General features: G+C 59.4%; 21 protein-coding genes. 16 read left to right on the top strand and 5 right to left on the bottom strand.

All coding sequences use genetic code 11. The features are described 5' to 3' along the window. Positions 1–82: 82 nt before the first annotated feature. Complete coding sequence (locus ACXHXG_RS13990; protein WP_457899640.1) at positions 83–1,642, top strand: B12-binding domain-containing radical SAM protein; 1,560 nt, start codon at positions 83–85, stop codon at positions 1,640–1,642. 240 nt (positions 1,643–1,882) lie between these two features. Beyond that, positions 1,883–3,844 carry an elongation factor G gene (locus ACXHXG_RS13985; RefSeq protein ID WP_283053028.1) on the top strand — a complete coding sequence of 654 codons (1,962 nt, stop codon included), beginning with the start codon at positions 1,883–1,885 and terminating at the stop codon, positions 3,842–3,844. Between the two features lie 63 nt (positions 3,845–3,907). Here the strand turns inward: ACXHXG_RS13985 and ACXHXG_RS13980 are convergent, their stop codons facing one another. After that, complete coding sequence (locus ACXHXG_RS13980; protein ID WP_285169707.1) at positions 3,908–4,948, bottom strand: LacI family DNA-binding transcriptional regulator; 1,041 nt, start codon at positions 4,946–4,948, stop codon at positions 3,908–3,910. A gap of 147 nt (positions 4,949–5,095) precedes the next feature. Between ACXHXG_RS13980 and ACXHXG_RS13975 the strand changes: the two genes are divergently transcribed. The 14 genes from ACXHXG_RS13975 (at position 5,096) to ACXHXG_RS13910 (ending at position 21,533) form a co-directional block, all read left to right on the top strand. Next, complete coding sequence (locus tag ACXHXG_RS13975) at positions 5,096–6,070, top strand: sugar ABC transporter substrate-binding protein (protein ID WP_285169706.1); 975 nt, start codon at positions 5,096–5,098, stop codon at positions 6,068–6,070. A 132-nt stretch (positions 6,071–6,202) separates the two neighbouring features. Continuing rightward, positions 6,203–7,216 carry an ABC transporter permease gene (locus ACXHXG_RS13970; RefSeq protein WP_445945049.1) on the top strand — a complete coding sequence of 338 codons (1,014 nt, stop codon included), beginning with the start codon at positions 6,203–6,205 and terminating at the stop codon, positions 7,214–7,216. Between the two features lie 10 nt (positions 7,217–7,226). Next, a complete protein-coding gene (locus ACXHXG_RS13965) occupies positions 7,227–8,222 on the top strand; it encodes an ABC transporter permease (RefSeq protein ID WP_457899639.1) in 996 nt (331 codons plus the stop codon). 10 nt (positions 8,223–8,232) lie between these two features. Next, entirely contained in the window at positions 8,233–9,039 is an 807-nt protein-coding gene (locus ACXHXG_RS13960) for an ATP-binding cassette domain-containing protein (RefSeq protein WP_104825976.1), read from the top strand. A gap of 96 nt (positions 9,040–9,135) precedes the next feature. Then, a complete protein-coding gene (locus ACXHXG_RS13955) occupies positions 9,136–10,041 on the top strand; it encodes a sugar phosphate isomerase/epimerase family protein (RefSeq protein ID WP_457899638.1) in 906 nt (301 codons plus the stop codon). Next, positions 10,038–11,099, top strand: a complete 1,062-nt coding sequence (locus ACXHXG_RS13950) for a Gfo/Idh/MocA family oxidoreductase (RefSeq protein WP_457899637.1) — start codon at positions 10,038–10,040, stop codon at positions 11,097–11,099. The genes ACXHXG_RS13955 and ACXHXG_RS13950 overlap by 4 nt, the downstream gene beginning before the upstream one ends. A gap of 11 nt (positions 11,100–11,110) precedes the next feature. Then, positions 11,111–12,283, top strand: a complete 1,173-nt coding sequence (locus ACXHXG_RS13945) for a Gfo/Idh/MocA family protein (RefSeq protein ID WP_457899636.1) — start codon at positions 11,111–11,113, stop codon at positions 12,281–12,283. Between the two features lie 78 nt (positions 12,284–12,361). Then, complete coding sequence (locus ACXHXG_RS13940; protein ID WP_457899635.1) at positions 12,362–13,303, top strand: sugar phosphate isomerase/epimerase family protein; 942 nt, start codon at positions 12,362–12,364, stop codon at positions 13,301–13,303. Then, positions 13,300–13,593: a putative quinol monooxygenase gene (locus tag ACXHXG_RS13935; protein ID WP_283053041.1), complete on the top strand. Its 294-nt coding sequence runs from the start codon at positions 13,300–13,302 to the stop codon at positions 13,591–13,593. Before ACXHXG_RS13940 ends, ACXHXG_RS13935 begins: the two co-directional genes overlap by 4 nt. Then, positions 13,594–14,523 carry a TIM barrel protein gene (locus ACXHXG_RS13930; RefSeq protein WP_457899634.1) on the top strand — a complete coding sequence of 310 codons (930 nt, stop codon included), beginning with the start codon at positions 13,594–13,596 and terminating at the stop codon, positions 14,521–14,523. An 18-nt stretch (positions 14,524–14,541) separates the two neighbouring features. Next, on the top strand, positions 14,542–16,464 hold the full coding sequence (locus tag ACXHXG_RS13925) for a bifunctional 5-dehydro-2-deoxygluconokinase/5-dehydro-2-deoxyphosphogluconate aldolase (RefSeq protein WP_457899633.1): 1,923 nt from the start codon (positions 14,542–14,544) through the stop codon (positions 16,462–16,464). Beyond that, positions 16,461–18,299 carry a 3D-(3,5/4)-trihydroxycyclohexane-1,2-dione acylhydrolase (decyclizing) gene (iolD, locus tag ACXHXG_RS13920; RefSeq protein ID WP_457899632.1) on the top strand — a complete coding sequence of 613 codons (1,839 nt, stop codon included), beginning with the start codon at positions 16,461–16,463 and terminating at the stop codon, positions 18,297–18,299. The genes ACXHXG_RS13925 and iolD overlap by 4 nt, the downstream gene beginning before the upstream one ends. A gap of 203 nt (positions 18,300–18,502) precedes the next feature. After that, a complete protein-coding gene (locus ACXHXG_RS13915) occupies positions 18,503–18,892 on the top strand; it encodes a tautomerase family protein (RefSeq protein ID WP_283053049.1) in 390 nt (129 codons plus the stop codon). 61 nt (positions 18,893–18,953) lie between these two features. Next, entirely contained in the window at positions 18,954–21,533 is a 2,580-nt protein-coding gene (locus tag ACXHXG_RS13910) for a methyl-accepting chemotaxis protein (protein WP_457899631.1), read from the top strand. 27 nt (positions 21,534–21,560) lie between these two features. On the opposite strand, the gene ACXHXG_RS13905 is transcribed toward ACXHXG_RS13910, so the two are convergent. The 4 genes from ACXHXG_RS13905 to ACXHXG_RS13890 are packed head-to-tail and all read right to left on the bottom strand — an operon-like array spanning position 21,561 to position 25,248. Continuing rightward, positions 21,561–22,394, bottom strand: a complete 834-nt coding sequence (locus ACXHXG_RS13905; protein WP_260304595.1) for an ABC transporter ATP-binding protein — start codon at positions 22,392–22,394, stop codon at positions 21,561–21,563. Beyond that, entirely contained in the window at positions 22,391–23,380 is a 990-nt protein-coding gene (locus ACXHXG_RS13900) for an ABC transporter ATP-binding protein (protein ID WP_104825988.1), read from the bottom strand. Before ACXHXG_RS13900 ends, ACXHXG_RS13905 begins: the two co-directional genes overlap by 4 nt. A gap of 2 nt (positions 23,381–23,382) precedes the next feature. Further along, on the bottom strand, positions 23,383–24,240 hold the full coding sequence (locus ACXHXG_RS13895) for an ABC transporter permease (protein ID WP_104825989.1): 858 nt from the start codon (positions 24,238–24,240) through the stop codon (positions 23,383–23,385). A 3-nt stretch (positions 24,241–24,243) separates the two neighbouring features. Then, entirely contained in the window at positions 24,244–25,248 is a 1,005-nt protein-coding gene (locus tag ACXHXG_RS13890) for an ABC transporter permease (RefSeq protein WP_457899630.1), read from the bottom strand. Positions 25,249–25,348 lie beyond the last annotated feature (100 nt).

Below are 25,348 nucleotides of genomic sequence, written 5' to 3'. Positions count from 1 at the left end.
CAAGCATCAAGCCCAATCCAACCGAAAATAGCCTTAGCAGAATACCGTACTAGATCCTCCAAGTCATGGAGCGGTGGATTCAATGGCTCATATCATCATCATCAATCCGCGTTTCGAAACCTCTTATTGGGGCATGGAACACGCGCTTCCATTGTTTGACGTAAAGGCGAACCTTCCAGTCGCCTGCTTGCCTCTGCTGGCGGCGCTCACGCCTGCCGAACACACCGTCACGCTTGTGGACGAGAATGTCGAGCCGATCGATTACGATCTGTGCGCGCAAGCGGATATCGTCGCGCTCACGGGCATGATCGTCCAGCGGTTTCGGATGAAGGAAATCCTGACCGAGCTTCGAGAACGCAATTGTTTCACCGTGGTCGGAGGACCGTGGGTCACGGTCAAGGAGGACTATTTCGAGGGACTTGTCGACGTCACTTTCATCGGCGAGGCCGAGGAGACCTGGCCGCAGTTCTTGCTCGAATGGGCGGAGGGTCGTCATGCCGGGCGTTACGCGCAATCCGACAAGACCGACATGAGCAAGGTGCCGATCCCGCGTTTCGATCTGCTGAAAATGGATGAATATGCGGTCGGCAGCATCCAGTTCTCGCGAGGCTGTCCGTTCACCTGTGACTTCTGCGATATTATCGTCGTGTTCGGGCGCAAGCCGCGGATCAAGGCCAGCGCACAGATCATAGCCGAGATGGAGGCATTGTTGTCCGCCGGAATGGATACGGCATTCATCGTCGACGACAATCTCATCGGCAACAAGAAGGCGATCAAGGAGGTTCTGCGCGACGTCGTTGCTTGGCAGGAACGCAACCACTATCCGATGACGTTCCTCACCGAAGCCTCAATCGATCTTGCTGACGATGACGAGCTGATGCAGCTCATGGTCGATGCCAATATCCGTGTCGTCTTCATCGGCGTCGAGACGCCGAACGAAGCAGCACTGCGCGAAACCAAGAAACTCCAGAATCTCAGAAAAGGCGGCACGATGCTGGAGAAAATCCACATCATCCAGCAGACCGGAATGGAAGTGTGGTGCGGCATGATCTTGGGTTTCGACAGCGACGACCCGACGATCTTCGAAGCCCAACGCGTCTTCATCAAGGACGCGCGGATCGTCAACGCCATGATCGGTATGCTGGCCGCCATTCCCAAGACGCCGCTTTATACGCGCCTAGAGAAGGAGGGACGGCTGGATCACGATGATCCTCCAGCCTTTGGCACCAATGTCATTCCCCTTAATCTCAGCCGGGAAACCCTGCGCGACGGCTATCTCTCCGTGTTGAGCGATCTTCACCAGCCCGCTGCCTATTTCGACAGGCTTGATGCGCTTTATCTCGATGCCCGTATTCAGCCGGAACGCTCGCGCCTGCGCCATCTGCGCCGCCATCCCATCCGCCTCATCGCCTTAAATCTCACATGGGCCTTTGAAGCTGCGGGCATTTTCACGAGATTGATGCGCCGGGTCCAGGATGCGGAGCTGCGCAATATTTATCGCCAACGCCTCTGGAAACTCCTTTTGCGCCGTCGTTCTCCCGTGATCCTACAGATCTATGCCATCAAATGCGCCATGCATTATCATGCGCATAAAATGGTCCAGCAAATGCGGTCCGGCGGCGACATCGTCAATTCATTCTGATTGGCAACCCGATGAGGGGAGGGCGGGCCGCCGACACGGTCGCCCCCAGGCGAGGCGCAACGGAGATTCTTGCTTCCGACCTTACCGGTCCGATCAAATCGATCTCACCACGATCACAGCGAACACAAGCTAATCTCACCTACATCTTAATAAGAAAAATGTGCCTCTGGCGCCTTGCCGCGGTTCGGGGCATCCTGTGTTGGCCGAAAATTGTACTTTATGGCAGTTGGAGGAATACCGATGCGCTGTTTTACCGTACTTGGACCCTCGCAGACCGGAAAATCGACGGTCGTTGAAAAGCTCAGCTCCCTGGAAGGGCCGCCGAGAAAATCCAGCTCCCCTTACGGGCTGAACCTGACGGAATTTACCTTTGCGAACGAAACCTGGTGTGCGCTGGATGCGCCGGGACCCAACGAAGCGCTGGCGCATGTGCAGCATGCCCTTCTTGCCAGCGACGCCTGCATCCTGTGCATTTCACCGGCTCCCGAGGAGGCTGTGCTTGCCGCGCCCTATCTGCGCGTGATCGAGTCCTCGGGGACGCCTTGCATCCTCTTTGTCAACCGGATGGATGAACCAAGGGGGCGGCTGAGGGATGTAATTGCAGCGCTTCAAGATTACGCCAATCACGCCCTTCTGCTTCGCCAGGTCCCGATCCGCGAGGGGGACAGGATCGTCGGGAGCTGCGATCTGATTTCGGAGCGGGCATGGCAGTACCGGGAAGGCCAGACTTCGGCGCTGATCGCAATCCCCGAAAGTGCCGCCGAACGCGAGCAGGAAGCGCGCACCGAGCTCCTGGAGCATCTGTCCGAATTCGACGACTGGCTCCTCGAGGAACTGATCGAGGACCGGGAACCGGCGAGCGACGCGCTTTATGCCATTTCATCGCGGGTCTTGAAGGAAAACAGGGTTATCCCGGTGCTGATCGGTGCCGCAAGTCACGGAAACGGCATGATGAGGCTGATGAAGGCGTTGCGCCATGAGGCGCCGCAGGTCACGGCTCTTCGCCAGCGTCTTGCTCGCGCGGCCTCCGTCGAGGAAGGGAGGCTGACAGCGGTGAGCTTCCATGCCTATCATCGTCAGAATATCGGCAAGACGGTGTTGGTGCGTGCGCTGGGCGAGGGGCTGCGGCAGGGCGCATCGCTGGGCGGCTCCAGCCTCGGCGCCGTGCAGGGTCCCGCAAACGGAAAGTCCAATGCGGCTGTCGTGCCTGCGCCGGGAGATGTCTTCGCGGCGGTCAAGTCAGATCACCTGCCCGTGCCTTCGCTGTTGACATCGGACGCGACGGTCGCCCCGCCCGAGTGGACGGAACCACCGACGCCCATGCTTGAAAGAATCCTGGTTCCGGGCAGCGAACGCGATGAAAACAAGCTATCCGAAACGCTGGCAAAACTTTCCGAGACGGATCGCGGCCTGATCGTCTTGCAGGAAGAGGGCACCGGCGCCCAGCTCGTTCGCGCCCAGGGACCGGTGCATCTGCGCGATCTCTGCCGAACCCTGGCCGATGTCTTTCATATCGACGTGACCGACCGGACGCCCAGCCCGATCTACCGCGAGACGATCGCGAAATCATCGGATGTTCATTACCGCCATCGCAAACAGACCGGCGGCGCAGGGCAATTCGCGGATGTGAAGCTGAACATTCACCCCAACGCCCGCGGTCAGGGCTTCACCTTCAATGAAACAGTCAAGGGCGGCGTCGTTCCGCGCAACTATATCCCGGCGGTCGAAGCAGGCGCACGCGAAGCGATGGAGAAAGGGCCACTCGGTTTTCAGGTCATCGATGTCGGCGTGACCCTATCGGATGGCCAGCATCATGCCGTCGACAGTTCGGAACACGCCTTCCGGACCGCGTCGAGGATGGGAGTGCGACAGGCGCTTTCCGAAGGATCGACTGTCCTAATGCAGCCGATCTTCCGCAGCGAAATCCACATTCCGTCGGTCTATTCGGGCAATCTCGTCCAGATCGTCTCCGCTCTCAAAGGTCAGGTACTTGGCTTCGACCGGGATGAAGCCGCCAAGGGATGGGATATTTTCCGCGCGCTCGTTCCGGGCAGCGCACTTGACGACCTGGCCCGGGCACTGCGTTCGGCGACGCAAGGCATCGGTTATTTCTCCAAGGCCTTCGATCACTTCGAGGAGCTTTACGGCAAGGAGGCGGACGCCGTCATCAAGGCGCACGAGACCCAGCGGGTCGAGCACTGAAGCGTTCGCGACGGATAAGTAGGTACGCAGTGAGGCGTGACGTCCTTGCTGCGTAGAGTTGGATCAAGTCCACATGCTTTCCGGCGTTAAGATATCGAAGGGAACGATCCGCTGCTCGATCGAGGGCGTGTCTCTCGATTCGACGCGCCGCAACATGACGTCGATCAGTTCCTCTGCCATCTTTTCCGAGGGATGGCAGAGCGACGCGGTGATGAGCCTCTCGCTCAACCCCTTCCTCGTCTCCGGTCCGACATCGCGGGATACGATCTTCACCTTATGCTGCCTGTCCGGCGATAATTCACGCACGGCGCGCAATACGCCGGAAATCCCCCCGCCATTGACGAACAGGCCGCAAAGCTCGTTTTCAACTGCCAAGAGGTTCCGCACGATTTCATAGGCATTGTTGGGCTCTTCATAAGTCAGCAGCGGTTCGCTGACATGGAGCTGCGGTGCGTGCTCGCGCATATAGGACCGAAAGCTTGCATCCGCTATGTCCTGGCACTGGTAGCGATTGCTTCCGATCAAGGGGAATACTTTCCCGGGCTCATGTGCCGCCTGGTTTATAAACCACGCCGCGGTGCGGCCGATTTTCCAGTTGTCCGTGCCGACGAACCCCGCACGGCTCGCTGCGGAGATGTCGGTCACGAATGCGACCGCCGGCACCCCCTTGCTCCGCAATTCGTCTATCGCCTGGCTGACCAGCGGATGATCGGCCGTAATCATCGCGACGGCGTCCGCGGTTTCTCCCATTTTCAGGAGATTGGCAGAAACCGCCTCGGGCGAAAGATCGTCCTCGAATACGACATTGGGCTCAATGACCACATCGCGGTGACGCAAGGCCGAATTCGTCAGCGCCTCGGCCCACATTTGATACAGCGGTCTGTGAGACTGCTGCATCAGAAAGGCAAGCGTTCGATGGGGCAGGTTGTCCCGCTTTCGTTCGCGTAGCGCGCCCAGGCCGTAGAAGCCGATTTCGTCTGCGGCCTTCAAAATGCGGTCAACTGTGTCTTGCCTGACCGAGCCCGTCCCGTGGAGAAGCCTGTTCACTGTCGAAAGGCTCACATCCGATGCTCGCGCCAGATCGGCGATGGTTGGTCTATTCATGACAGCTCCCGCAAAGTGTCATTTTTGAAAGACACGTTATGAAACAAAATCACCTACGTGTCAGTATTACAGTTTCGCAATGGCATCTCAAGGATTAAACATCGTGTCGCATTGTGGTCCCCAATTGATGGGGCTCGGGAGGAAGATATGAAACGCATGAAGTTTATCGGTGCAGCGCTGCTGACGACTGTTGCCCTGTCCATGGGTGCTACGACAGCGTTCGCTGCAAAAATCTTTGTCGTCGGCGGAAAGCCTGACGACCCGTTCTGGTCGATCGTAAAGCGCGGTGCAGAGGATGCCGGTGCTGTTGTGAAGGCACAGGGCGGTTCCGTCACTTGGCTCGGCCCGCAGAACTACGACAATCTCGGCGTCGATGCGGCCGAACTGATCCGCCAAGCCATCTCCCAGGGCGCGGACGCCATCGTCGGCCCCGACTGGGTCCCGGAAGCGATGGACCCTGCATTCAAGGCTGTCGTCGACAAGAAGATCCCTCTGATCATTTATAATGCAGGCGGTGTTGCCGCCGCGGATCGTCTGGGCGCCATGAATTACATTGGCAGCGACGACTACAAGGCTGGCGTTGCCGCCGGCAAATATTTCGCGAAGAACGACATCAAAAGCCTGGTCTGCATCAACACGCTTCCGGGTGCAGCCAACATCGAAGCGCACTGCAAGGGCATGACCGATGGCGTCAAGGAAGCGGGCGGCAAGGGAGATACATTGCCGCTGCCGGCAACATCCTTCGGCAATTCCACAGCGGTTGCCCAGGCCGTGAAAGCCTATCTGCTCCAGCATCCGGATGTCGGCGGCGTCTACACGATCGGAAACGTCGACGCGAATTCCGCGATCAACGGCATCATGCAGTCCGGCAAAGTCGGCAAGGTCAAGGTCGGCGGCGTCAACATGGACGAGACCATCCTCAACAATATCAAGAGCGGCACGCAGATGTTCACGATCGACCAGCAAGGCTATCTGCAGGGCTATCTGGCCGTGTCGATCCTGAACGGCAATGTGAATTATGGCCTGACCGTGCCGACCCGCGAAATCCTGACCGGTCCTGGGATTGTCGACGCGTCAAACGTCGAAGCCACGCTTGCGGGAGTGAAGGGCGGCGCTCGCTAAGCGCGTCGCGGGCAATCGACGACTGCATTGCCCGGCCATAAGCGCCGGGCGGTGCGGCGCCGGTCGAGTTCACCCTTAACCTTCGGGGAGGAAGTAATGGCTTTAGCCACCCAGAATAAGGTCGCCACCACGATGCCCGCCAGCGTAGGGTTCCGGGCTTCAATTGGACGACTGTCGCGTCGGCCCGAAGTAGGCTCCTTTCTCGGCATGATCGCCGTGTTTGTTTTCTTTGCGATTTTCGCAGGAGAAGTCTTTGTTTCGGCGGCGGGCTTTGCGAGCTGGTTGAACGTTGCAGCCGAAATCGGCATCGTTGCGCTTCCGATCGGACTTTTGATGATTGCCGGTGAACTCGACCTGTCCGTCGGCGCCGTCATTCCGGCCTCGTCTCTGACCGTGGCAATCATCTCCGGCTACTATGGCGCACCGGACAGCGTTGGTATCGCTGCGGCGCTGATCATGGGCCTTCTCGTCGGTTTCGTGAACGGCTATCTCGTGTTGCGAACAGGCGTTCCGTCGCTCATCGTCACGATCGGCGTCATGTTCGCCGTTATGGGGCTGACCTTGGGTTTCGCGGTCTTGCTGACCGGCTCCACCAGCACTGCCATCGTTCCCCATGAGTTGTCGAAGGCGTTGTTCGGGCAGTTCATCGCGGGCATGTTCCAGGTCACGATCTTCTGGTGGATTCTCTTCGCGGCGCTTCTGGCCTATCTGCTGCACATTTCGCCCTACGGCAATTGGATTTTTGCCATGGGTGGCGACAGGGTCAGCGCCCGCAATGCCGGCATTCCGACCGAGCGCCTGACGATCTCGCTCTTCATGATCAGCAGCTTCTGCGCAGCCTTTGTCGGTGTAAGCCAGGCAATGGTCTACCAGAGCGCCCAAGTCGCGGCGGGCCAATCCTTCATATTCAACTCCATCATGTGCGTGGTGATCGGCGGCGTTCTCCTGACCGGCGGCTTCGGATCGATCATCGGCGTGGTTTTGGGCACCATCACTTTCGCGATGGTCAACCAGGGCATCTTTTTCACGAGCTTCGACCCCAACATGGGCAGCGTGATCATCGGTGCACTTTTGCTGGTTGCTGTTCTGATGAACGACACCTTCCGCAAGATGGCGTTGTCTTACTCCGCAAAGAAAAAGAACTGAGGGGGAAGCTATGTACAGACCCGATTTCAGAAATCTGGTGCGGCGTCCCGAGGCCGGATCGATTCTCAGCCTTATCGTCGTCATCGCCTTCTATGTGATCTTCGGAGGCGTCCAGCTCGGCAATCTCTTCGGCGCGGCAAGCTGGGTGAACTTTGCGGCCAATCTCGGCATCGTTGCGCTTCCCGTCGGCTTGCTCATGATCGCCGGCGAACTGGACATCTCGATCGGTGCGATGATCCCGGCAGGGTCCATGAGCATTGCGGTCATCTCCGGCTACTATGGATTGCCAATCGTCGTCGGCATCGGGGCAGCGCTGGGGATCGGCATTCTGGTCGGCCTGCTGAACGGTATTCTCGCCGTTCGCACCTCGGTACCTTCGCTCATCATCACCCTCGGTACCCTCGTCGCCATGCAAGGCATCGTGCTGACGGCTTCCGTGCTGATCACGGGCAACGCCAGCGTTCCGTTGAATGCTCCCGAATGGGCCAAGATGATCTTCGGCCAACTGCTCGGCGGCAACTATCAGATCATCATTCTCTGGTGGCTGGCGGTGACTGCGATTTATGCAGTGGTTCTCCATCAAACCCGCTTCGGCAACTGGATCTTCGCCATGGGCGGCGACAAGGAAAGCGCGCGCAACGCCGGTATTCCGACACGCCGCCTGACGGTCTGGCTCTTCGTGCTCTCCTCGACCAGCGCATCGTTCGTCGGCATGTGCGGCGCCATCCTGTTCAATTCGGCCCAGGTCTCCGGCGGGATGAACTACATATTCAACGCGGTCGTCTCGGTCGTGGTGGGCGGCGTGCTTCTGACGGGCGGATTTGGTTCGGCCATCGGGATCTTCTTTGGAACGATCACTTTCGCCATCGTCAACCAGGGCATCTACTTCACCAGCATCGACCGCAATTGGTCGAGCCTCATCATCGGCATCATGCTGCTCGTTGCTGTGCTGATGAACAACACTTTCCGTAACATGGCGCTTACCTACGCGCCGAAAAAGAAGTGAGGTCGGGCCAATGAAAACGCCGATCATGGAACTCGAGAACGTCAACAAGTCGTTCGGTCCTATCGATGTCCTCCATAACATCAATCTGCAAGTTCACTCCGGCGAAGTCCTTTGCCTTCTCGGGGACAATGGTGCGGGCAAGTCGACGCTCATCAAGACCTTTGCCGGCGTCTACAAGCCGACCAGCGGTACCGTGAAATTCGAGGGCCAGCCCTTGTCGTTCAACAATCCGCGTGAAGCCGCCGATATGGGCATCGCCACCGTTCATCAATTTGGCGGCACGTTTCCGCTGATGAGTATCGGTCGATCCTTCTTTGTGGGGCGGGAGCCGACGAAAGGGCTCGGTCCCTTCAAGATCTACGATCGCAAGACCGCCAACGAGATTGCCGTCAAAGCGGTTCGCGAATTCGGCATCACCCGGATTGACGATGGCGATCGCCTCATCGGTGGCCTCTCCGGCGGTGAGCGCCAGTCGCTCGCCATCGCCCGCGCGGTCCATTTCGGCGCCCGCGTGCTGATCCTGGATGAGCCGACGGCCGCGCTCGGGGTCAAGGAAGCAGCGCATGTACTGCGCATCGTGCTTGAGGCACGAAAGCGCGGCCTGGCCGTCATCTTCATTACCCACAATGTCATCCACGCGATGACGGTTGGCGATCATTTCGCGGTCCTGATCAAGGGCGAAAAGGCGGCCGACTTCCGCAAGGGTGAGAAAAGCCGCGAAGAAATTACCGATCTCATGGCGGGCGGCGAGGCGATGGCCGAGCTGGAGGCCGAGATCGAAGCCCATGCAAACAGCGGGCACGCCTCGGTAGCCTGAACGCTACCGACACGAGACACGACGACAAACACGAAACCGGCTCACCCGCCCTCGCGGGTGGGATCTCTAAGTGCAACCTTTTTCGGGTAACCATTCATGAAAATCGCTATCGACCCCTTTATGCACCGCCATCTCTCCCTCGAGGACCTGCCCTCGAAGGTGAAGGAACTTGGCTACGATTGGATTGAACTTTCTCCGCGTGGGGATTTCCTTGAGTGGTTCAAGGCGCCGCGCGTGTTTCCCGAACGCATCAAATCGTTCAAACGCGCGTTGAAGGACGCGGACGTCGGCATTGCATCGCTCCTGCCGATGTATCGCTGGGCCTCGAATGACGAGGTCGAGCGCCAAGCCGCGGTCAAGCACTGGAAGCGCGCCATCCAGATTGCGGTCGAGCTGGAAGTGGATGTCATGAACTCGGAATTCGGGCGTGGCCCGCATCCCGACAAGGGCTCCTGCTATTGCTGCCATACCGGCTCGATGATCGAAGCCTGCGAAGACGCCTGGTGGCGCTCGATGGAAGAGCTTGTGCCGATTTTCGAAAAGGAGGGCATCAACCTCCATGTCGAGCCGCATCCGGAGGATTGGTGCGAGACCCTTCAGCCGGCGCTCGACATCATCCGCACGGTCAATTCCAAGAACGTCAAGTTCCTCTATTGCGCGCCTCACACCTTCTATTTCGGGGACGACACCAAGGCGATGCTGCGCGAAGCCAAGGATGTGCTCGCGCATGTCCATGTCGGCGACACGTTTAACCATAAGGCGTCTTCCGGCCTGCGCTACATCCTCAATCCGCCCGGCACGCAGGCGCGTATACATCAGCATCTGAATATCGGTCAGGGAGAAGTCCCCTGGGATGATTTCTTCAGCACCCTCGCAGACATCGGTTTCGACGGCATCATGACGGCCTGCGTCTTTGCCTGGGAAGACAAGGCCGATCACTCCGGCAAGTTCATGCGTTCCGAAATGCAGCGTTACGTCGACAAGTATTGGAGCGCGAAATGAGCCTCAACGTTGGAGTGATCGGCACCGGCATGATTGGGCAGGATCATATCCGCCGCCTGACGAAGGTGCTCTCCGGCGTCAATGTCGTCGCGGTGAACGATATTGATGCCGCTCGCGCAGCCTTGGTCGCGCCTGATGGAGCGACGGTATTCGATACGGCCCGTGAGCTCATTCGGGCCGAAACAGTCGAGGCGGTCGTCGTCTGCTCCTGGGGGCCGGCGCATGAGGAACAGCTTCTGGAATGCATCGCTGTCGGAAAGCCCGTTTTCTGCGAAAAGCCGTTGGTGACGACGGCGGCGGCGGCCCGCCGTGTGATGGACGCTGAAGTCGCCTTCGGCCGGCGTCTTGTTCAAGTCGGTTTCATGCGGCGGTTCGATGCCGATTATCGCCGCTTGAAAGCAACTCTGGACGACGGCGCGCTCGGCGCCCCGTTGATGTTCCACTCGACGCATCGAAACGCCTCTGTCCCAGAGGGACTATATACGTCGGAGATGCCGCTCAACGACACGCTCGTCCACGACGCCGACATTTCGCGTTGGCTGCTCGATGATGAGGTTGCGGGCGTTGAGGTCCGCGTGCCCCGGCGTTCAAGCCGAGGCAAGGAGCTTCGCGATCCAGTCGTGGTGCTCCTGCACATGGCCTCCGGCGCGCTTGTTGATGTCGAGATCTCCGTGAACATTGCCTATGGCTATGACATCCGCGGAGAGGTCAGTTGCGAAGCCGGTACGGTGAGCCTGCCGCTTCGCCCCGCAAGCATTATCCGGGACATCCACGGCGTTCGTCAGGCCGTGCCGATAGATTGGCGCGAACGCTTCATAGAGGCCTACGATCAGGAATTCCGCGAGTGGATCGTCGCGGCGGGGCAGGGGACTGCGACCGGCCCTTCCACATGGGACGGCTATGCCGCGACGCTGGTTGCCGACGCCGCTCTTCGAGCCGTGGAAAGTGGCGCTCTTGAAAAGGTGGATATGGTCACCCGACCGGCTCTCTACGCTTCCAAAAACGATCGGCCCGATCACGGGCAATTTTCGCAACAGCGAATGAAATCAGCGTCCTGAAAGGTTCATACATGCTGAACGGAGAAAGACTTATCGAACGCCCCCTGCGTTGGGGGATGGTAGGCGGCGGCCGCACCGGGCAGGTGGGATACAAACACCGAACCGGCGCGCTGCGCGACGGCACCTATCGGCTGGTGTGCGGTGCCTTCGACCTCGACGCCGAACGCGGTCGCGATTTCGGCGTGAACCTCGGGGTCGATGCCGAGCGCTGCTATGCCGATTACAAGGAGCTGATCGCCAAGGAGACGGCGCGTGAGGACGGCGTCGACGTCGTCTCGATCGCCACGCCGAACTTCACGCACTATGAGATCACCAAGGCCTGCCTCGAAGCCGGCCTTCACGTGATCTGCGAAAAGCCGCTGTTCTTCAGCGTCGCCGAATGCGAGGAGATCGAAAGGCTTGCCGAGGAAAAGGGCCTGATCGTCGGCGTGACCTATGGCTTCACCGGCCACCCGCTGGTGCATCAGATGGCGGCGATGGTTGTCAAGGGCATGCTGGGTGAGATCCGCATCGTCGATCTGCAATACACGCACGGCTTCAACGCGGGCGATGATGTGAATGCGCCCGAAGCCGTGAAGTGGCGCACCAATCCCGCGACCGCCGGCCCGACCTTCGTTCTCGGCGATATCGGCACGCATCTCTATTACCTGTCCGAGGTCGTGCTGCCGCACCTGAAGATCGAAAAGCTTCTGTGTGACCGCAAGGCGTTCATCCCGAGCCGCGCGCCGCTCGAAGACCATGCCACCGTGCTCATGCACTATGACAACGGCGCGCGCGGCCGGCTATGGGTGTCCTCCGTCAACGCTGGCAACATGGGATCGCAGCGTTACCGCTTCGTCGGTTCCAAGGCTTCCGTGGAATGGTCCGACAGCCATCCCGACCAGTTGCTCTATGACGTGCAGGGCGAGCCGAACCGCATCCTGCATCACGGCATGCCTTATCTCGAAAAGGAAAGCCTGGCAGTTGACCGCATGGGTGCGTTGCATACCGAAGGCCTCGGGGACAGTTGGTCGAATATCTACCTTTGGATTGCCCAGGCCATCGACGCCAAGCGACGCGGCGACGAAGCGTTTCTCAGAGATCACCATTATCCGGGCATCAAGGCCGGCACCGAAGGTGTCCGCTGGCTGGAGAATTGCGTGCGTTCGGCTGACGCTGGCTCTGCCTGGATCGATTTCAAGTGATCAACCGGGGGCGCGCTGATCCCTCCCAACTCCTCCCAAGTGCGCCCCCAACCCTCTCGCAACAAGAAAGACAAGGCCATGAAACTTTCCATTTGCACCGATGTGATGGGGAACCTTTCCTTCACGGAGATGCTCGACAAATGCGTCAAACTCGGTGTCGAGGGTATCGAGATGACCGGCGGCGGCTGGTCGCGCGCACCGCATTTCCGCGCCGACGAGCTCCTCGAGGACAGGCAGCTTCTCAAGACAAAGCTGAAGGAGATCGAGGCGCGTGGCCTCGAAATCGCCGCGCTCAACTGCTCGGCAAACCCGCTTGATCCAGGCGACATGGGCAAGCGCCATCGCAGGGAAATGGAGCAGACCATCCGCCTTGCCGGCGAGATCGGCGTGAAGACCATCGTCACCATGTCGGGCCTGCCGGAAGCGGCTCCCGGCGACAACGTTCCCAATTGGCTCGTCTATACCAAGAGCTGGCCCGACGAGATGCCCGAGCGTGACCGCTATCAGTGGGAAGACCGGGCCTTCCCGCTCTGGCATGATCTGGTGAAGCTGGCCAAAGAAGTTGGCGTCGAAAAATACGCGCTCGAAAACTTCTCGGCTATGCTGGTGTGGAATCCCGAGACCCTTTTCCGCCTTCGCAACGAAGTCGGCCCGACGGTCGGGATGAATCTCGATCCGTCCCATCTGATGTGGATGGGTGCGGACCCGATCGCTTCGGCGCGTGCGCTTGGCGGCGCGATCCATCATTGCCACGGCAAGGATACACGCATCGAACGCGGTTTGGCTGACGTCAATGGGCTGCTTGAGCTCAAGGACGTCACCGACGTCGCGAACCGTAGCTGGAACTATGTCGCCGTCGGTGCCGGCCACGATCTGCAGTGGTGGAAGGAGTTCTTCTCCGTCGTTCGCATGGTCGGCTACAATGGTTGGGTCAGCCTCGAAATGGAGGACTTCACCATGTCGATGGACGCTGGCATCCAATCCTCGATCGACGCGCTCCAGGCCACGATCAGCCGATGAAACGACCGTACAAGTTCATCGTCACGATTGAGCTTGTTCCGGGGACGCGGGACGAAATCCTCGCCCGCGCCCCGGACGTACAGGCGAGGACGAGGGCGGAAACCGGTTGCCTCTCCTACGACTGCTTCACCTGCACCGATGACCCCAACCGCTTGGTTTTCGTCGAGGCCTGGAGAGACGAAACCGCCTATGCGGAGCATCTTTTGCAGGAGCACACGCAACGCTTCCTGGAATTCTACGAACCTTTTCACCGCTCCTTTATCTTCGAGACAATCACGGCTGACACCTGAATGCGCAACCCCATCACCATAACCACCGCGCCCTGCTGTTGGGGTGTCGATGATGTGAAAAATCCGCATCTGCCGCACTGGGAAAAAGTGCTGGACGAGGCGCAACAGGCCGGCTTCGGCGGGCTGGAGCTCGGGCCCTATGGCTATCTGCCTCTCGATCTCGGCCTGATCTCCGAGGCGCTGAACAAGCGCGAGCTAACGGTTGTCGCGGGTACCATATTCGATGACCTTGTTTCGACTGGAAATCGCGAGAACCTTTTGCGGCAGACCGATGAAATCTGCGCGCTGATCAGCCATTTGCCGAGGCCTCAGAACCATACGGGCCAACGTTACGCCGCGCCTTACCTCACCGTCATGGATTGGGGCCACGATGAGCGCGACTATGCTGCAGGTCACAGCGATCGGGCTCCTCGCCTCAAAGAGGCTGCATGGAACGGAATGGTCGAAAATATCCGCGCCATCGCCACGCTCGCCCGTGACCGATATGGCATGCGCGCGACCATTCATCCGCACGCCGGTGGCTACATAGAGTTTGCCGACGAGCTGGAGCGTGTCGTCAATGACATCCCCGCCGACCTGGCCGGTCTTTGCCTTGATACAGGGCACATGGTCTATTCCGGCATGGATCCGGTAGCCACCTTGCGCCGCTACTGGGATCGCGTCGACTACATCCATTTCAAGGATATCGACGCCAAAATCTATCAGGAAGTGATGGGCAAGCGCATCCGGTTCTTCGATGCCTACGCCGAAGGTGTCATGTGCCCGATTGGACGCGGATCCATCGATTACACCGCGGTGCGGGCTCTTCTCACCGAACTCGGTTACGGCGGCTACATCACGATCGAGCAGGAGCGCGACCCGCGCAACGCCGGCAGCATCCTCGATGACCTGGCGGCCAGCCGGACGTTTCTAACACAAGTTGGTTTCTAAACAGCGGGGCGTTTCGACATGAAATCACTCGACGTCATCACGATCGGCCGATCCTCGGTCGACCTCTACGGTCTGCAGGTCGGCGGCCGGCTCGAGGACATGGGCTCGTTCAACAAATACATTGGCGGCTCGCCCACCAATATCGCCTGCGGTGCCGCCCGGCTTGGCCTCAAATCCGGCCTCATCACCCGGGTTGGCGATGAGCATATGGGTCGCTTCATCCGTGAACAGTTGACCCGCGAAGGCGTGGATGTCGGCGGTGTCGTCACCGATCCGGAGCGTCTGACGGCGCTCGTACTGCTCGGCATCCGCGACGAGGACACGTTCCCGCTGATCTTCTACCGCGAGAACTGCGCCGACATGGCGCTTTGCGAAGACGACATACGTCGGGATTACATCGCCTCGGCGCGCGCAGTTGTCGTAACCGGCACGCATCTTTCCAATCCCCGGACCGAAGCGGCCGTCCTCAAGGCGCTCGGCTTTGCGCGCGAAAGTGGCGCCAGGGCTGCCCTCGATATCGACTATCGGCCGAACCTCTGGGGTGTCGCCGGTCATGGCGAAGGGGAGAGCCGGTTTGTCGCAAGCCGGGAGGTTACGGAGAAACTTCAGTCGACGCTACATCTTTTCGATCTGATCGTGGGGACGGAGGAAGAATTCCATATCGCCGGCGGAACCGCGGATACCGTCGCGGCACTGAAGGCCGTTCGTGCCGTCTCGTCTGCAACACTCGTCTGCAAGCGCGGCGCCAAGGGCGCCGTGGCTTTCGAGGGCGCCATTCCGGACAATCTCGATGCCGGCATTTCGGGCGAAGGCTTCCCGATCGAGGTCTTCAATGTGCTCGGCGCCGGAGACGGCTTCTTCTCCGGTCTTCTCAAGGGCTGGCTGGATGGCGAAGATTGGCCGACGTCGCTCAAATACGCCAATGCCTGCGGCGCATTCGCCGTATCCCGCCACGGCTGCACGCCGGCCTACCCCTCGCTTGAGGAGTTGGAATTCTTTCTGAAACGCGGGGTCAAGCGCAGCGATTTGCGAAACGATCAAGCCGTCGAACAGATCCATCGGTCGACCAATCGCCACCGCAATCATGGGCAAGATTGGTCGGACTATCGGATCTTCGCCTTCGACCATCGCATTCAGCTTGAGCAGATGCCGGGCTATACACTCGAAAAAGGCGGCGCCTTCAAGGAGCTTTGCCTGCAGGCGGCCGTGCAGGTCCAGGCCGGCCGTCCCGGCTACGGCATCCTCTGCGACAACCGGATCGGCAGAAAGGCGCTGCACGCAGCCTCCGGCGCCGGTCTGTGGATCGGGCGGCCCTGCGAATGGCCGGGTTCGCGGCCTCTGACACTGGAACCCGAACTCGGCAGCGACTATGGCGGCCTGGCCGAATGGGCGCGCGAAAACGTCGTCAAGGTGCTCTGCTTCTGCCATCCCGATGACGACGCCGCAACGCGCGCCGATCAGGAAGCAACCGTGAAGCGCCTGTTCGAGGCATCGCGCCGCAACAATCTGGAGTTCCTGCTCGAGATCATTCCGTCGAAGGTCGGGCCGGTCAATGACGCGACGACCGCGATCCTGATCCGGCAATTCTACGAGATCGGCGTCTTCCCCGATTGGTGGAAGCTCGAGCCGATGAAAACCGCCATCGGCTGGTCCAACGCCATCGCCGCCATCGAAGAGAATGATCGACATACACGCGGCATCGTCGTGCTCGGCCTCGATGCGCCGGAGGCGGAGCTGGCCGCGAGCTTCGAGGTCGCCGCCGGATTTAGTCTGGTCAGGGGCTTTGCCGTCGGCCGAACCATCTTCGGCGACGTCGCACGCGCCTGGATGAATGGTGAAATCAAAGACGCCGCCGCCGTTGAAGAGATGGCAAGGCGCTATCGACGCTTGTCCTCGATCTGGGACGAAGCACGGACGGCCGCACGGGAGAAGGCAGCATGACAAAGACAATCAAGCTTACAGCCGCACAGGCTCTGGTCAAATGGCTCTCGGTCCAGATGACGGAGGATGGCGAGCGCTTCATCGAAGGTGTCTGGGCGATCTTCGGCCACGGCAATGTTGCGGGGCTCGGCGAAGCCCTGCACGGCATCGGCGATGCCTTGCCGACGTGGCGTGGTCAGAATGAACAGACCATGGCCCATGCGGCGATCGCCTATGCCAAGACAAAAAGGCGCAAACGCGCTCATGCCGTGACTTCCTCCATTGGGCCAGGAGCCACCAACATGGTGACGGCGGCGGCGCTCGCGCATGTCAACCGCCTGCCGGTGCTATTCATCCCAGGTGACATCTTTGCTAACCGGCGGCCCGATCCCGTTCTTCAGCAGATCGAGGACTTCGATGACGGCACGGTTAGCGCCAACGATGCCTTTCGGCCTGTCGTGCGCTATTTCGACCGCATTGCCCGGCCCGAACATTTGTTGACCGCGCTGCCGCGCGCCTTCTCGGTCATGACGGATCCGGCCAATTGCGGGCCGGTATGCCTTGCTTTCTGCCAGGATGTGCAGGCGGATGCCTGTGATTATCCCGAAAGCTTCTTTGAGCCCAAGGTTTGGCGTATCCGGCGGCCGGAGCCTGATCCGCGGGAATTGGAAGAAGTTGCTGTCTTGATCGGCGCTGCCAAGAACCCGGTGATCATTTCGGGCGGCGGCGTGCTTTATTCCGACGCGGAAGATACGCTCGCCGCATTCGCGAAACGCCACAACATCCCGTTCGTGGAGACCCAGGCAGGCAAGGGGGCGAACGCATGGGATAACGCCTTCAATTTCGGCTCGCCCGGCGTTACCGGATCCGAATGCGCCAATCGCCTGTCGGAGAAGGCGGACCTCGTGATCGGGGTCGGTACCCGCTTTCAGGATTTCACCACCGGATCATGGGCGCTGTTCAAGAACGAGGGGCGAAAGCTCATCTCCATCAACCTGCATGGCTACGACGCCACTAAACATGGTGCGGCGCCGGTCGTCGGCGACGCACGTGTGACGCTCGAGAAGCTTTCCGTCCTGCTGGGCAACTATCGGGCTCCGTCGTTCGATGCGGAAAGCAGGGTTCAATGGCACGAGACCGTGAAGGCAGTCACGGCGGCGCCGGAAGCCGACCTGGTCAACCATCTTCCCACCGATGCCCAGGTCATCGGTGCCGTTCAACGCGTGGCCACCGACAAGACCGTGGTGATGTGCGCCGCCGGCACCATGCCGGGTGCGCTGCAGGTTCTGTGGCAGTCCGTCAAGGGTGGCTATCACATGGAGTACGGCTATTCCTGCATGGGTTATGAGGTAGCAGGCGCCATGGGCATCAAGCTTGCGGCGCCCGATAAGGAGGTCATCTGCTTTGTCGGAGACGGCTCCTACATGATGGCCAATTCCGAACTGGCGACCGCAGTGATGCGACGCGTTCCCTTCACCGTCGTTCTTACCGACAACCGTGGCTATGGCTGCATCAACCGCCTGCAAATCGAGTGCGGCGGGGCCGAATTCAACAATATGTACAAGGACTCCAACATAGAGGTCATGCCTGAGCTCGATTTCGTCGGTCATGCGCGCTCGATGGGTGCCCAAGCGGAAAAAGCCGCTGACATCGCCGATTTGGAAAAGAAGATCGCCGACGCACGCTTGCGCTCGATACCGACGGTCATCGTCATCGATACGGATGCGGTCCCCGGCACGGGAGCGGGCGGACATTGGTGGGACGTTGCCGTCCCGCAGGCCGGCGGCCCCGAGCGGCTTGAGCGCGCCCGCGAACACTATAATCGAAACGCCCGCGACCAGCGGACCTTCGACTGAGGGCGATCGAGCATGGCCGATCTTTTGCGCAAACCCTTTGGCAGTCATGGCCAAGTCCATGAGATTACGCCTCAATCGGCAGGCTGGCGGTTCGTCGGCCTCTCGCTGTATCGCCTGCGCGCCGGAGGTCGAGTGGATCATGGAGCGGGATGCAAAATGATCAAGCGTGCACTTCCAGCCGTCGTGTCATGGAGATTCGTCTCATGCCGCTGCTGAAGTTTCATCTCCATAAAGGGCGTACGGCTGACGAAGTAGCCTTGCTGCTGGACGCCGCCCATGACGCGATGGTGCAATCATTTGGCGTGCCTCGGGACGACCGTTACCAGGTCGTGTCGGAATACCAGCATCCCTATATGCAGGCCTGCGACACCGGGCTGGGAATCCCGCGGACTGAAAAATTTGTGCTCGTGGAGGTCATCTCGCGACCCCGCGGCCGAGAAGCGAAAGTCGCCTTCTATCAGAACCTATGTTCGGCACTCGCGGACAAATGCGATGTGCCAGCCTCCGACGTGATGGTCTCATTCATCGAGAATTCCGATGAGGATTGGTCGTTCGGTTATGGCCGTGCGCAGTTCCTGACGGGTGAGCTCTGACACAGGAACCTTCATTTCATGAGATCAGCCAATTTTATTGCTAGAGCGGGAGCAGGGCGCAATGAAATTATTTTTAAAATGGTTTTCCGGACTTAAATTCAGATTCAAGGTTGCAGGCGGCTTTCTTGTCATATTGATTTTGGCTGCGATTGTCGGCTCGGTTGGATATTCCGCAATTGTCGACCTGTCATCGCGCTTCAGCATCGTTGGTCGTTCTGCAGAGGTCACCAACGAGATGCAGTCGACATCGCTTCAGCGAGAGCGATATTTGTTCGATCCTGGCATCGAGAGTGCCAGCGCCACGCGCCAGCGGATCAAGGATCTCAACGCGGCGCTCGAAACGCTTTCTGAAGCGGTAAAGAACGATCCGTTGGTCACGGCCAAGGTCGCGGAAGTCAAGGCGACGGTCGATGAGTTCGCTTCCACATTTGACAGAGTGATTGCACAGACAGATCAGCAGCAACAGCGCCTTGCCACGCTTCAGCGAAGCATTTCGGATCTGGAAGCGCTGGCGGCCTCGATCAATGATGCCGTGGGCAAGGAAGAGAGCCGAATCCGGGTCGCAGCAGACGCGGCGAACAAGGAATTGAGCGCCGCCAATGGGCTGCTCGGCAGCGCGGTCAAACTGCAGCAGGGTGCGAACTCGATCAAAAGCATCCAGCAGGAAAGCGGCGGCGCGTTCCTGGGCGATTTTCTTCAGCAGGCGAAAACTGTCGCTGAAAGCATCGTCGCCGAGACGGAAAAACTCAATGGACAGCAAATAGACGGTTTGGACCCGGCGGTGCTTCCGAAACTCGCCCAGGCAGGCAAACTGCTTGAACAGTCGCTGGACGACATTGGCAGCACCGAGGATTTTAAGAGGAAATTCGACGCGCAAACGATCGTCGGAAAAACGGTCAACGAAATCCTCGCTTTGACCCAAAGCATCCAGGCGCAGACCTTTCCGCTGGTGGATGCCGCCATGAACAAGGCATCAGCATCATCGGCGGAGCTTTCCAAATTCAGGGAACTTGCAGTCCAGGCCGAAACGCTCGGCAGATTGGCGCTCGCTGCCCGCGCCGAAATGCTCAACCTGTTCGGTGGGTTCGGCGATACCGATCCGGCGCCGGTCGAGGGGCAGCTTAAGGGCCTCGTCGCGCTGGAAAAGACCATTGCGACTGCCGCAACCGCACTTCCCTCCATTGCCGACGACGTAAAGCAAATCCCTGTCTCGATTACGATCTTTGACAAGGCGTTCAGGGAAATGCTTGTTGCGCAGGCCGATCTGGCAAGGGAGCGGGAACAGCTTGCGAAGCTGACGACTGAGGTCAGTTTGAAAATCGATACGCTCAATGCCGAGCAAATTAATACCGCTCATACGGCAGCCGGTTCTGCCACATTCAAAATCGGGGTCACAGTTCTGCTTGCAATTGCCGGCGGCATCTGCCTTGCCGTCCTGCTCAACTTCGCCATCAGCCGCCCAATCCAATCCATGACGGACGTCATCCGAAAGCTCGCCAGTGGCGAAAACGACGTCCTCATCCCCGGCATTAATCGTGGGGACGAGATCGGCATCATGGCAAAAGCCGTCCAGGTTCTGCGAGCGACCGCAATCGAAAAACTCTCCCTCGAGGATAGGGCCGAACAAAATCGACGCGAAAGCGAGATCGAGCGTAACAACCGCGAGCGTGAAAAATTACTGGAGGCCACGAAGCTTCAAAAGGCCGTCAATGCCTTGGCTGCCGGTCTTAGACGCCTTGCTTCCGGCGATATCTCCATCGACATTGATGAAAAATTCAGTGATGAACTGGATCGGTTGCGCACAGACTTCAATTCGGAGCAGGCCCATCTTCGCGTCGCCTTGTCTGATGTCGAACGAAGCGCCACTTCCATCCGCTCCAACACGCGCGAACTCGATTTGGCGGTGAATGACCTTTCTCGCCGGACGGAAAAGCAGGCGACGTCTCTTGAGGAGACAGCCGCCGCCTTGGAAGAGATCACGGCCACCGTAAGTGCCTCCGCCGACCGCGCCAACGAAGCCGGGCAGATTGCCGCAAAAACATCCGACGCGACGTCGCATGCGCAGGATGTCGTGCGAAACGCGGTTTCTGCCATGGCCAAGATCGAGCAATCGTCGGAAAAAATCCGACAGATCATCTCCGTCATGGACGATATTGCGTTCCAGACGAACCTGCTCGCGCTCAATGCGGGCGTAGAAGCGGCGCGTGCAGGCGAGGCTGGAAACGGCTTCGCGGTTGTGGCGCAGGAAGTCCGCGAACTGGCGGCAAGATCGGCGACGGCCGCCAAGGAGATCACCTCCCTGATCAACACATCCAACGCGGATGTCACTGCCGGCGTCAGCCTTGTTACGGAAAGCGGCGGGACACTCCAGGAGATCGATCGCTACGTCAACGACATGCACCAGCGCGTCAAGGCAATCGCCAGTTCCTCTCAGGAGCAATTTGCCAGCATCTCGTCGGTAAATTCCGCTGTGCGTTCCATGGATCATATGACGCAGCAAAATGCCGCCATGGTGGAAGAAGCCTCGGCCAGCACGGCGGCTTTGTCAGGGGAAGCCGAACGGCTGCATGACCAGTTTGCACGTTTTGAACTTGGCGGAACTGAAAAGAGGAATCTTGAAGACGGGGTGACGGCTGCGTAGCGATTCAAGTCGAACAAGAGACCACGGTTAGGACCTTCGCCGCGCCTCCAACGTGGTCGATCCGAAGTCGGCGGAAAGGACCGCGTCTTTCAGTGCGCGGGAATAGGGATGCTGCGGATTGTCGAGGACGGCGCGCGCCTGGCCCTGCTCGACGATTTCGCCTTTGCGCATGATGATGATCTTGTCGCTGATGTAGTAGGCCGTCGCGAGATCATGGGTGATGTAGATGATCGAAAGCCCCAGCTCGCTTTTCAACTGCCCGAACAAATTGACGATCGACATGCGCAGCGATGCGTCCACCATGGAAACGGGTTCATCGGCGACGAGAAGGCGCGGCTGGGGGATGAGGGCACGCGCAATGGCGGTGCGCTGTAGCTGGCCGCCGGACAGTTCGTGCGGGAAACGGCCTTTCACCTCCGCAAGGCTAAGGCCGACATGCGCCAATGCGGCATCGGCTATCCGCTCGATCTCTTGACGATCCGGTCGCTGCGAGCCTGCCGAAAAGTTGCGGGCCGTTTCGAAGAGATAGCGGTCGACCCGTTTCAGCGGATTGAATGCCTCGAAAGGATTCTGCAGAACAGGCTGCACCTCTCTCATGAAGGCTCGGCGCTCGGCTGCGCCATGGATGGCGACGGCCTTGCCGCGGAAATCCAGCTCGCCTGCGGACGGTGTCGTCTGTCCGAGGATCATCGCCGCGATCGTCGATTTCCCCGAGCCCGACTCTCCGACGATCGACAGGATTTCCGGCTCTTCGCTGAGCTCGAAGCTGACATCCTTGACCGCCGTGATCTGGCGCCGGCCGAGGATGCCGCCCTGCCGGAAGATCTTTGTGACATGCGAGAGGGTAAGAAGAGCGCTCAAACCTGGTCTCCCGTAACGGCAAAACAAGCCACGCGCCGGCCGGGCTCCACTGTCACCAGCGGCGGAACTTTCTGCGTGCAGATATCCATTCGCTTCGGACAGCGCGGATGAAAGCGGCAGCCCTCCGGCGGCATGGCAAGATTGGGAGGACGTCCTTCCAGTGACGGACGCGTCTGGACGTCGCCGATGCGCGGGAGGCTCCCAACCAGATGCTGCGTATAGGGATGGAGCGGCATGTTGAAGAGCTTGCGGGTCGGCGCTTCCTCGACCAGGCGGCCGGCATAGACGATTCCGATGCGGTCAGAGACGGTCGCGTGCACACCCATATCATGCGTGACGAACAGGAAGGACGAACCCATCTCGTGCTGGATTTCGCGGATCATCGAGAGGACATCGCGCTGGACGATGACGTCGAGCGCGGTCGTCGGCTCGTCCGCGATGATAAATTCCGGGGTCAGGATCGTGGCGAGCGCGATGGTCATACGCTGGCGCATGCCGCCGGAGAGTTCGTGGGGATAGGCGTCGAGCAGATTTGGATCGAGCTTCAGCCGCTGCAGATGAGTGGCAACTTTGTCGAAAAACTGCTCCCTGCTGACTTTCATATGCCGGAGTGCGAAATCCGTGAAGGAATGACGGATGCGGCGCACCGGATTGAGCACGTTCATCGAACCCTGCATGATATAAGACAGATGCAGCCAGCGCAGCGCCATGCGCTGCTCCGGCTTCATGGCATAGATATCTTGCGTGCCACCGGCGAAATGGAACGTCACCTTGCCTGAGACGACCCTGAGCGGCGGCCGGATGGCGCCGGCGATGGTCTTGATCAGGGTCGTCTTGCCGCTGCTCGATTCACCGGCAACGCCATAGATTTCGCCGCGCCCGATCGTCAGACTGATATCGTCGACGGCGCGCACCTCGCGATCGACGCCGTAGAGAAAGGCGCGGTAGTAGGCTTTCAGATTCTCGATTTCGACCAGGGCATCCATGGCTAACCTCCCATCCGATTGAGCCGGCTGCGCGGATCGTTGTATTCGTTCATCGACATGGACAGCAGGAACAGCGCCAGGAAGAGGAGCACGATGACGGCAACGGGCGCCGCTACCCACCACCATGTCCCGGCGATAAGCGCCGAATGGGCATTGGCCCAATAGATCATCATGCCCATGGTCGGCGTCTCGATATCGGTGAAGCCGAGCACCGAGAGCGTGATTTCCATGCCGATCGACCAGATCATATTGTTCATCGTCGTGGCGAAGACGATCGGAAGCACATAGGGAAGGTGCTCCTCCACGAGGATTTTCCGCATGCTCATGCCGGAATAGACGCTCTGGGTGGTAAATGGTCTTGTCTTGAGGCTGATTGCGACGGAGCGAATGAGCCTTGCATCGTAGGACCAGCCGAGCGAGGCCATCACCACGATGAGAACGCTCCAGGTCATGCTGTCCTTTAGCACGAAGTAGAACAGGATCAGCAGCGGAAATTGCGGGATAACCATGACGCTGTCGTTGATCGCCATCAGCACCCGGTCGACCGCGCCGCCGGCATAGCCGGCAACGAGACCGACCACCAGCGATATGATGCGCGAGAGAAAGGCGACGCCGATGCCGAAATAAAGCGTGTTGCGCAGCGCAGTGGCGAGCTGCCAGAAGACGTCCTGGCCGCGCGACGTCGTGCCGAGCCAATATTGGCTATCGGGCGGCATGTCTGGCGGCAGAAGATAGATGTCCGTGGGGCCGTATGGCGAGAAATAGGATACGACTATCAGGCCGACGATGACGGCGAAAAGCAGCAGGCCGCTCAAGAACTCCACGTTTTGCCGCGCGAGGTCGCGGATGATCGTAAACATGCTCTATTCCACCTTGATGCGCGGATCGATAAGCGGGCTCAGGACATCGATGATGAAGACGGCCGCCGCGACACCGACGATCGACAATGCGCTGAGGCCGAGGACGAGGCTGTAATCACCGGCATGCACCGCTGAAATCAGCAGGTTGCCGATGCCGGGATAGCCGAACACGATCTCCGTGATCACCGTGCCGTTGAAGATGGCGCCGAGCGACATCGCAAGGCCGGTGAATTGCGGCACCATGGCATTGCGAGCGATATAGGAGCGGAGAATGCGCCTTTTCTGGACGCCGCCGAGCTCGGCAAAGACCACGTAATCCTCGGTGATGATGTTGGAGACCAAAGCGCGCATGCCGATTAGCCAACTGCCGGTGCCGACGAGGATCAGCGAAAGCGCCGGCAGGATCGAATGCTTCAGAATGTCCAGGATCAGAGCCAGGGACAGGTTGAGATTGGTGTTCATCTCATAACCGCCGTTGATCGGCAGGATCGGCCACACGTAACCGAAGAGGATGATCAGCACGAAAGCGAAGATATAGTAGGGGATCGGTTGCATGGCGATGAAGATGAGGCTCACTGCCGTGAGCGCCATATTTTTCCGATAATACCCAGCCAGCGCTCCGACTATATTGCCAAGAATGAATGTGATCAGCGTCGAAACTGTCATGAGCCCAATCGTCCAGGGCAGGGAGCGCAGGATGATTGTGGAGACGGGCGTCGGGAAGGCCGAGAGCGAGGGGCCGAGATCGCCGGTCGCAAGACGGCCCCAGAAATGCAGGTATTGCTGCCATATGGACCCTTCGAGACCGTAAAGCGCACGAAGGGACTGTCGCATCAATTCGACGGCGCGCGGGTCGGACTGACCCATCTGCTGAATCGAGCCGATGCTTTCCTCGACAGGATCGATCGGTGTCAGATGCGTAACGAAGAAGGTCGCGGAAATGCCGATGAAGACCACGAGCAGGAACTGGCCGAACCGCCTCAATAAGAAAACAGGATAAGACGCCATACCGCGGTGTTCCTTGCTGCTGGCACTTGCTTCAAGAAAGTTCGCCGGACCTGCCTAGTGTCCGGCGACAGGTACCTGACGCGGCGGACACCGCGTCAGG

This window comes from Rhizobium sp. LEGMi-198b (assembly GCF_054114205.1).
Note: the sequence above shows the minus strand (reverse complement) of the source record. Positions and strands in the feature narration are given on the sequence as shown.

Bases quoted from the DNA above. Each gene is read 5' to 3' on its own strand.
- ACXHXG_RS13990 (WP_457899640.1), top strand. From the start codon at position 83: ATGGCTCATATCATCATCATCAATCCGCGTTTCGAAACCTCTTATTGG.
- ACXHXG_RS13985 (WP_283053028.1), top strand. From the start codon at position 1,883: ATGCGCTGTTTTACCGTACTTGGACCCTCGCAGACCGGAAAATCGACG.
- ACXHXG_RS13980 (WP_285169707.1), bottom strand. From the start codon at position 4,948: ATGAATAGACCAACCATCGCCGATCTGGCGCGAGCATCGGATGTGAGC.
- ACXHXG_RS13975 (WP_285169706.1), top strand. From the start codon at position 5,096: ATGAAACGCATGAAGTTTATCGGTGCAGCGCTGCTGACGACTGTTGCC.
- ACXHXG_RS13970 (WP_445945049.1), top strand. From the start codon at position 6,203: ATGCCCGCCAGCGTAGGGTTCCGGGCTTCAATTGGACGACTGTCGCGT.
- ACXHXG_RS13965 (WP_457899639.1), top strand. From the start codon at position 7,227: ATGTACAGACCCGATTTCAGAAATCTGGTGCGGCGTCCCGAGGCCGGA.
- ACXHXG_RS13960 (WP_104825976.1), top strand. From the start codon at position 8,233: ATGAAAACGCCGATCATGGAACTCGAGAACGTCAACAAGTCGTTCGGT.
- ACXHXG_RS13955 (WP_457899638.1), top strand. From the start codon at position 9,136: ATGAAAATCGCTATCGACCCCTTTATGCACCGCCATCTCTCCCTCGAG.
- ACXHXG_RS13950 (WP_457899637.1), top strand. From the start codon at position 10,038: ATGAGCCTCAACGTTGGAGTGATCGGCACCGGCATGATTGGGCAGGAT.
- ACXHXG_RS13945 (WP_457899636.1), top strand. From the start codon at position 11,111: ATGCTGAACGGAGAAAGACTTATCGAACGCCCCCTGCGTTGGGGGATG.
- ACXHXG_RS13940 (WP_457899635.1), top strand. From the start codon at position 12,362: ATGAAACTTTCCATTTGCACCGATGTGATGGGGAACCTTTCCTTCACG.
- ACXHXG_RS13935 (WP_283053041.1), top strand. From the start codon at position 13,300: ATGAAACGACCGTACAAGTTCATCGTCACGATTGAGCTTGTTCCGGGG.
- ACXHXG_RS13930 (WP_457899634.1), top strand. From the start codon at position 13,594: ATGCGCAACCCCATCACCATAACCACCGCGCCCTGCTGTTGGGGTGTC.
- ACXHXG_RS13925 (WP_457899633.1), top strand. From the start codon at position 14,542: ATGAAATCACTCGACGTCATCACGATCGGCCGATCCTCGGTCGACCTC.
- iolD (WP_457899632.1), top strand. From the start codon at position 16,461: ATGACAAAGACAATCAAGCTTACAGCCGCACAGGCTCTGGTCAAATGG.
- ACXHXG_RS13915 (WP_283053049.1), top strand. From the start codon at position 18,503: ATGCCGCTGCTGAAGTTTCATCTCCATAAAGGGCGTACGGCTGACGAA.
- ACXHXG_RS13910 (WP_457899631.1), top strand. From the start codon at position 18,954: ATGAAATTATTTTTAAAATGGTTTTCCGGACTTAAATTCAGATTCAAG.
- ACXHXG_RS13900 (WP_104825988.1), bottom strand. From the start codon at position 23,380: ATGGATGCCCTGGTCGAAATCGAGAATCTGAAAGCCTACTACCGCGCC.
- ACXHXG_RS13895 (WP_104825989.1), bottom strand. From the start codon at position 24,240: ATGTTTACGATCATCCGCGACCTCGCGCGGCAAAACGTGGAGTTCTTG.
- ACXHXG_RS13890 (WP_457899630.1), bottom strand. From the start codon at position 25,248: ATGGCGTCTTATCCTGTTTTCTTATTGAGGCGGTTCGGCCAGTTCCTG.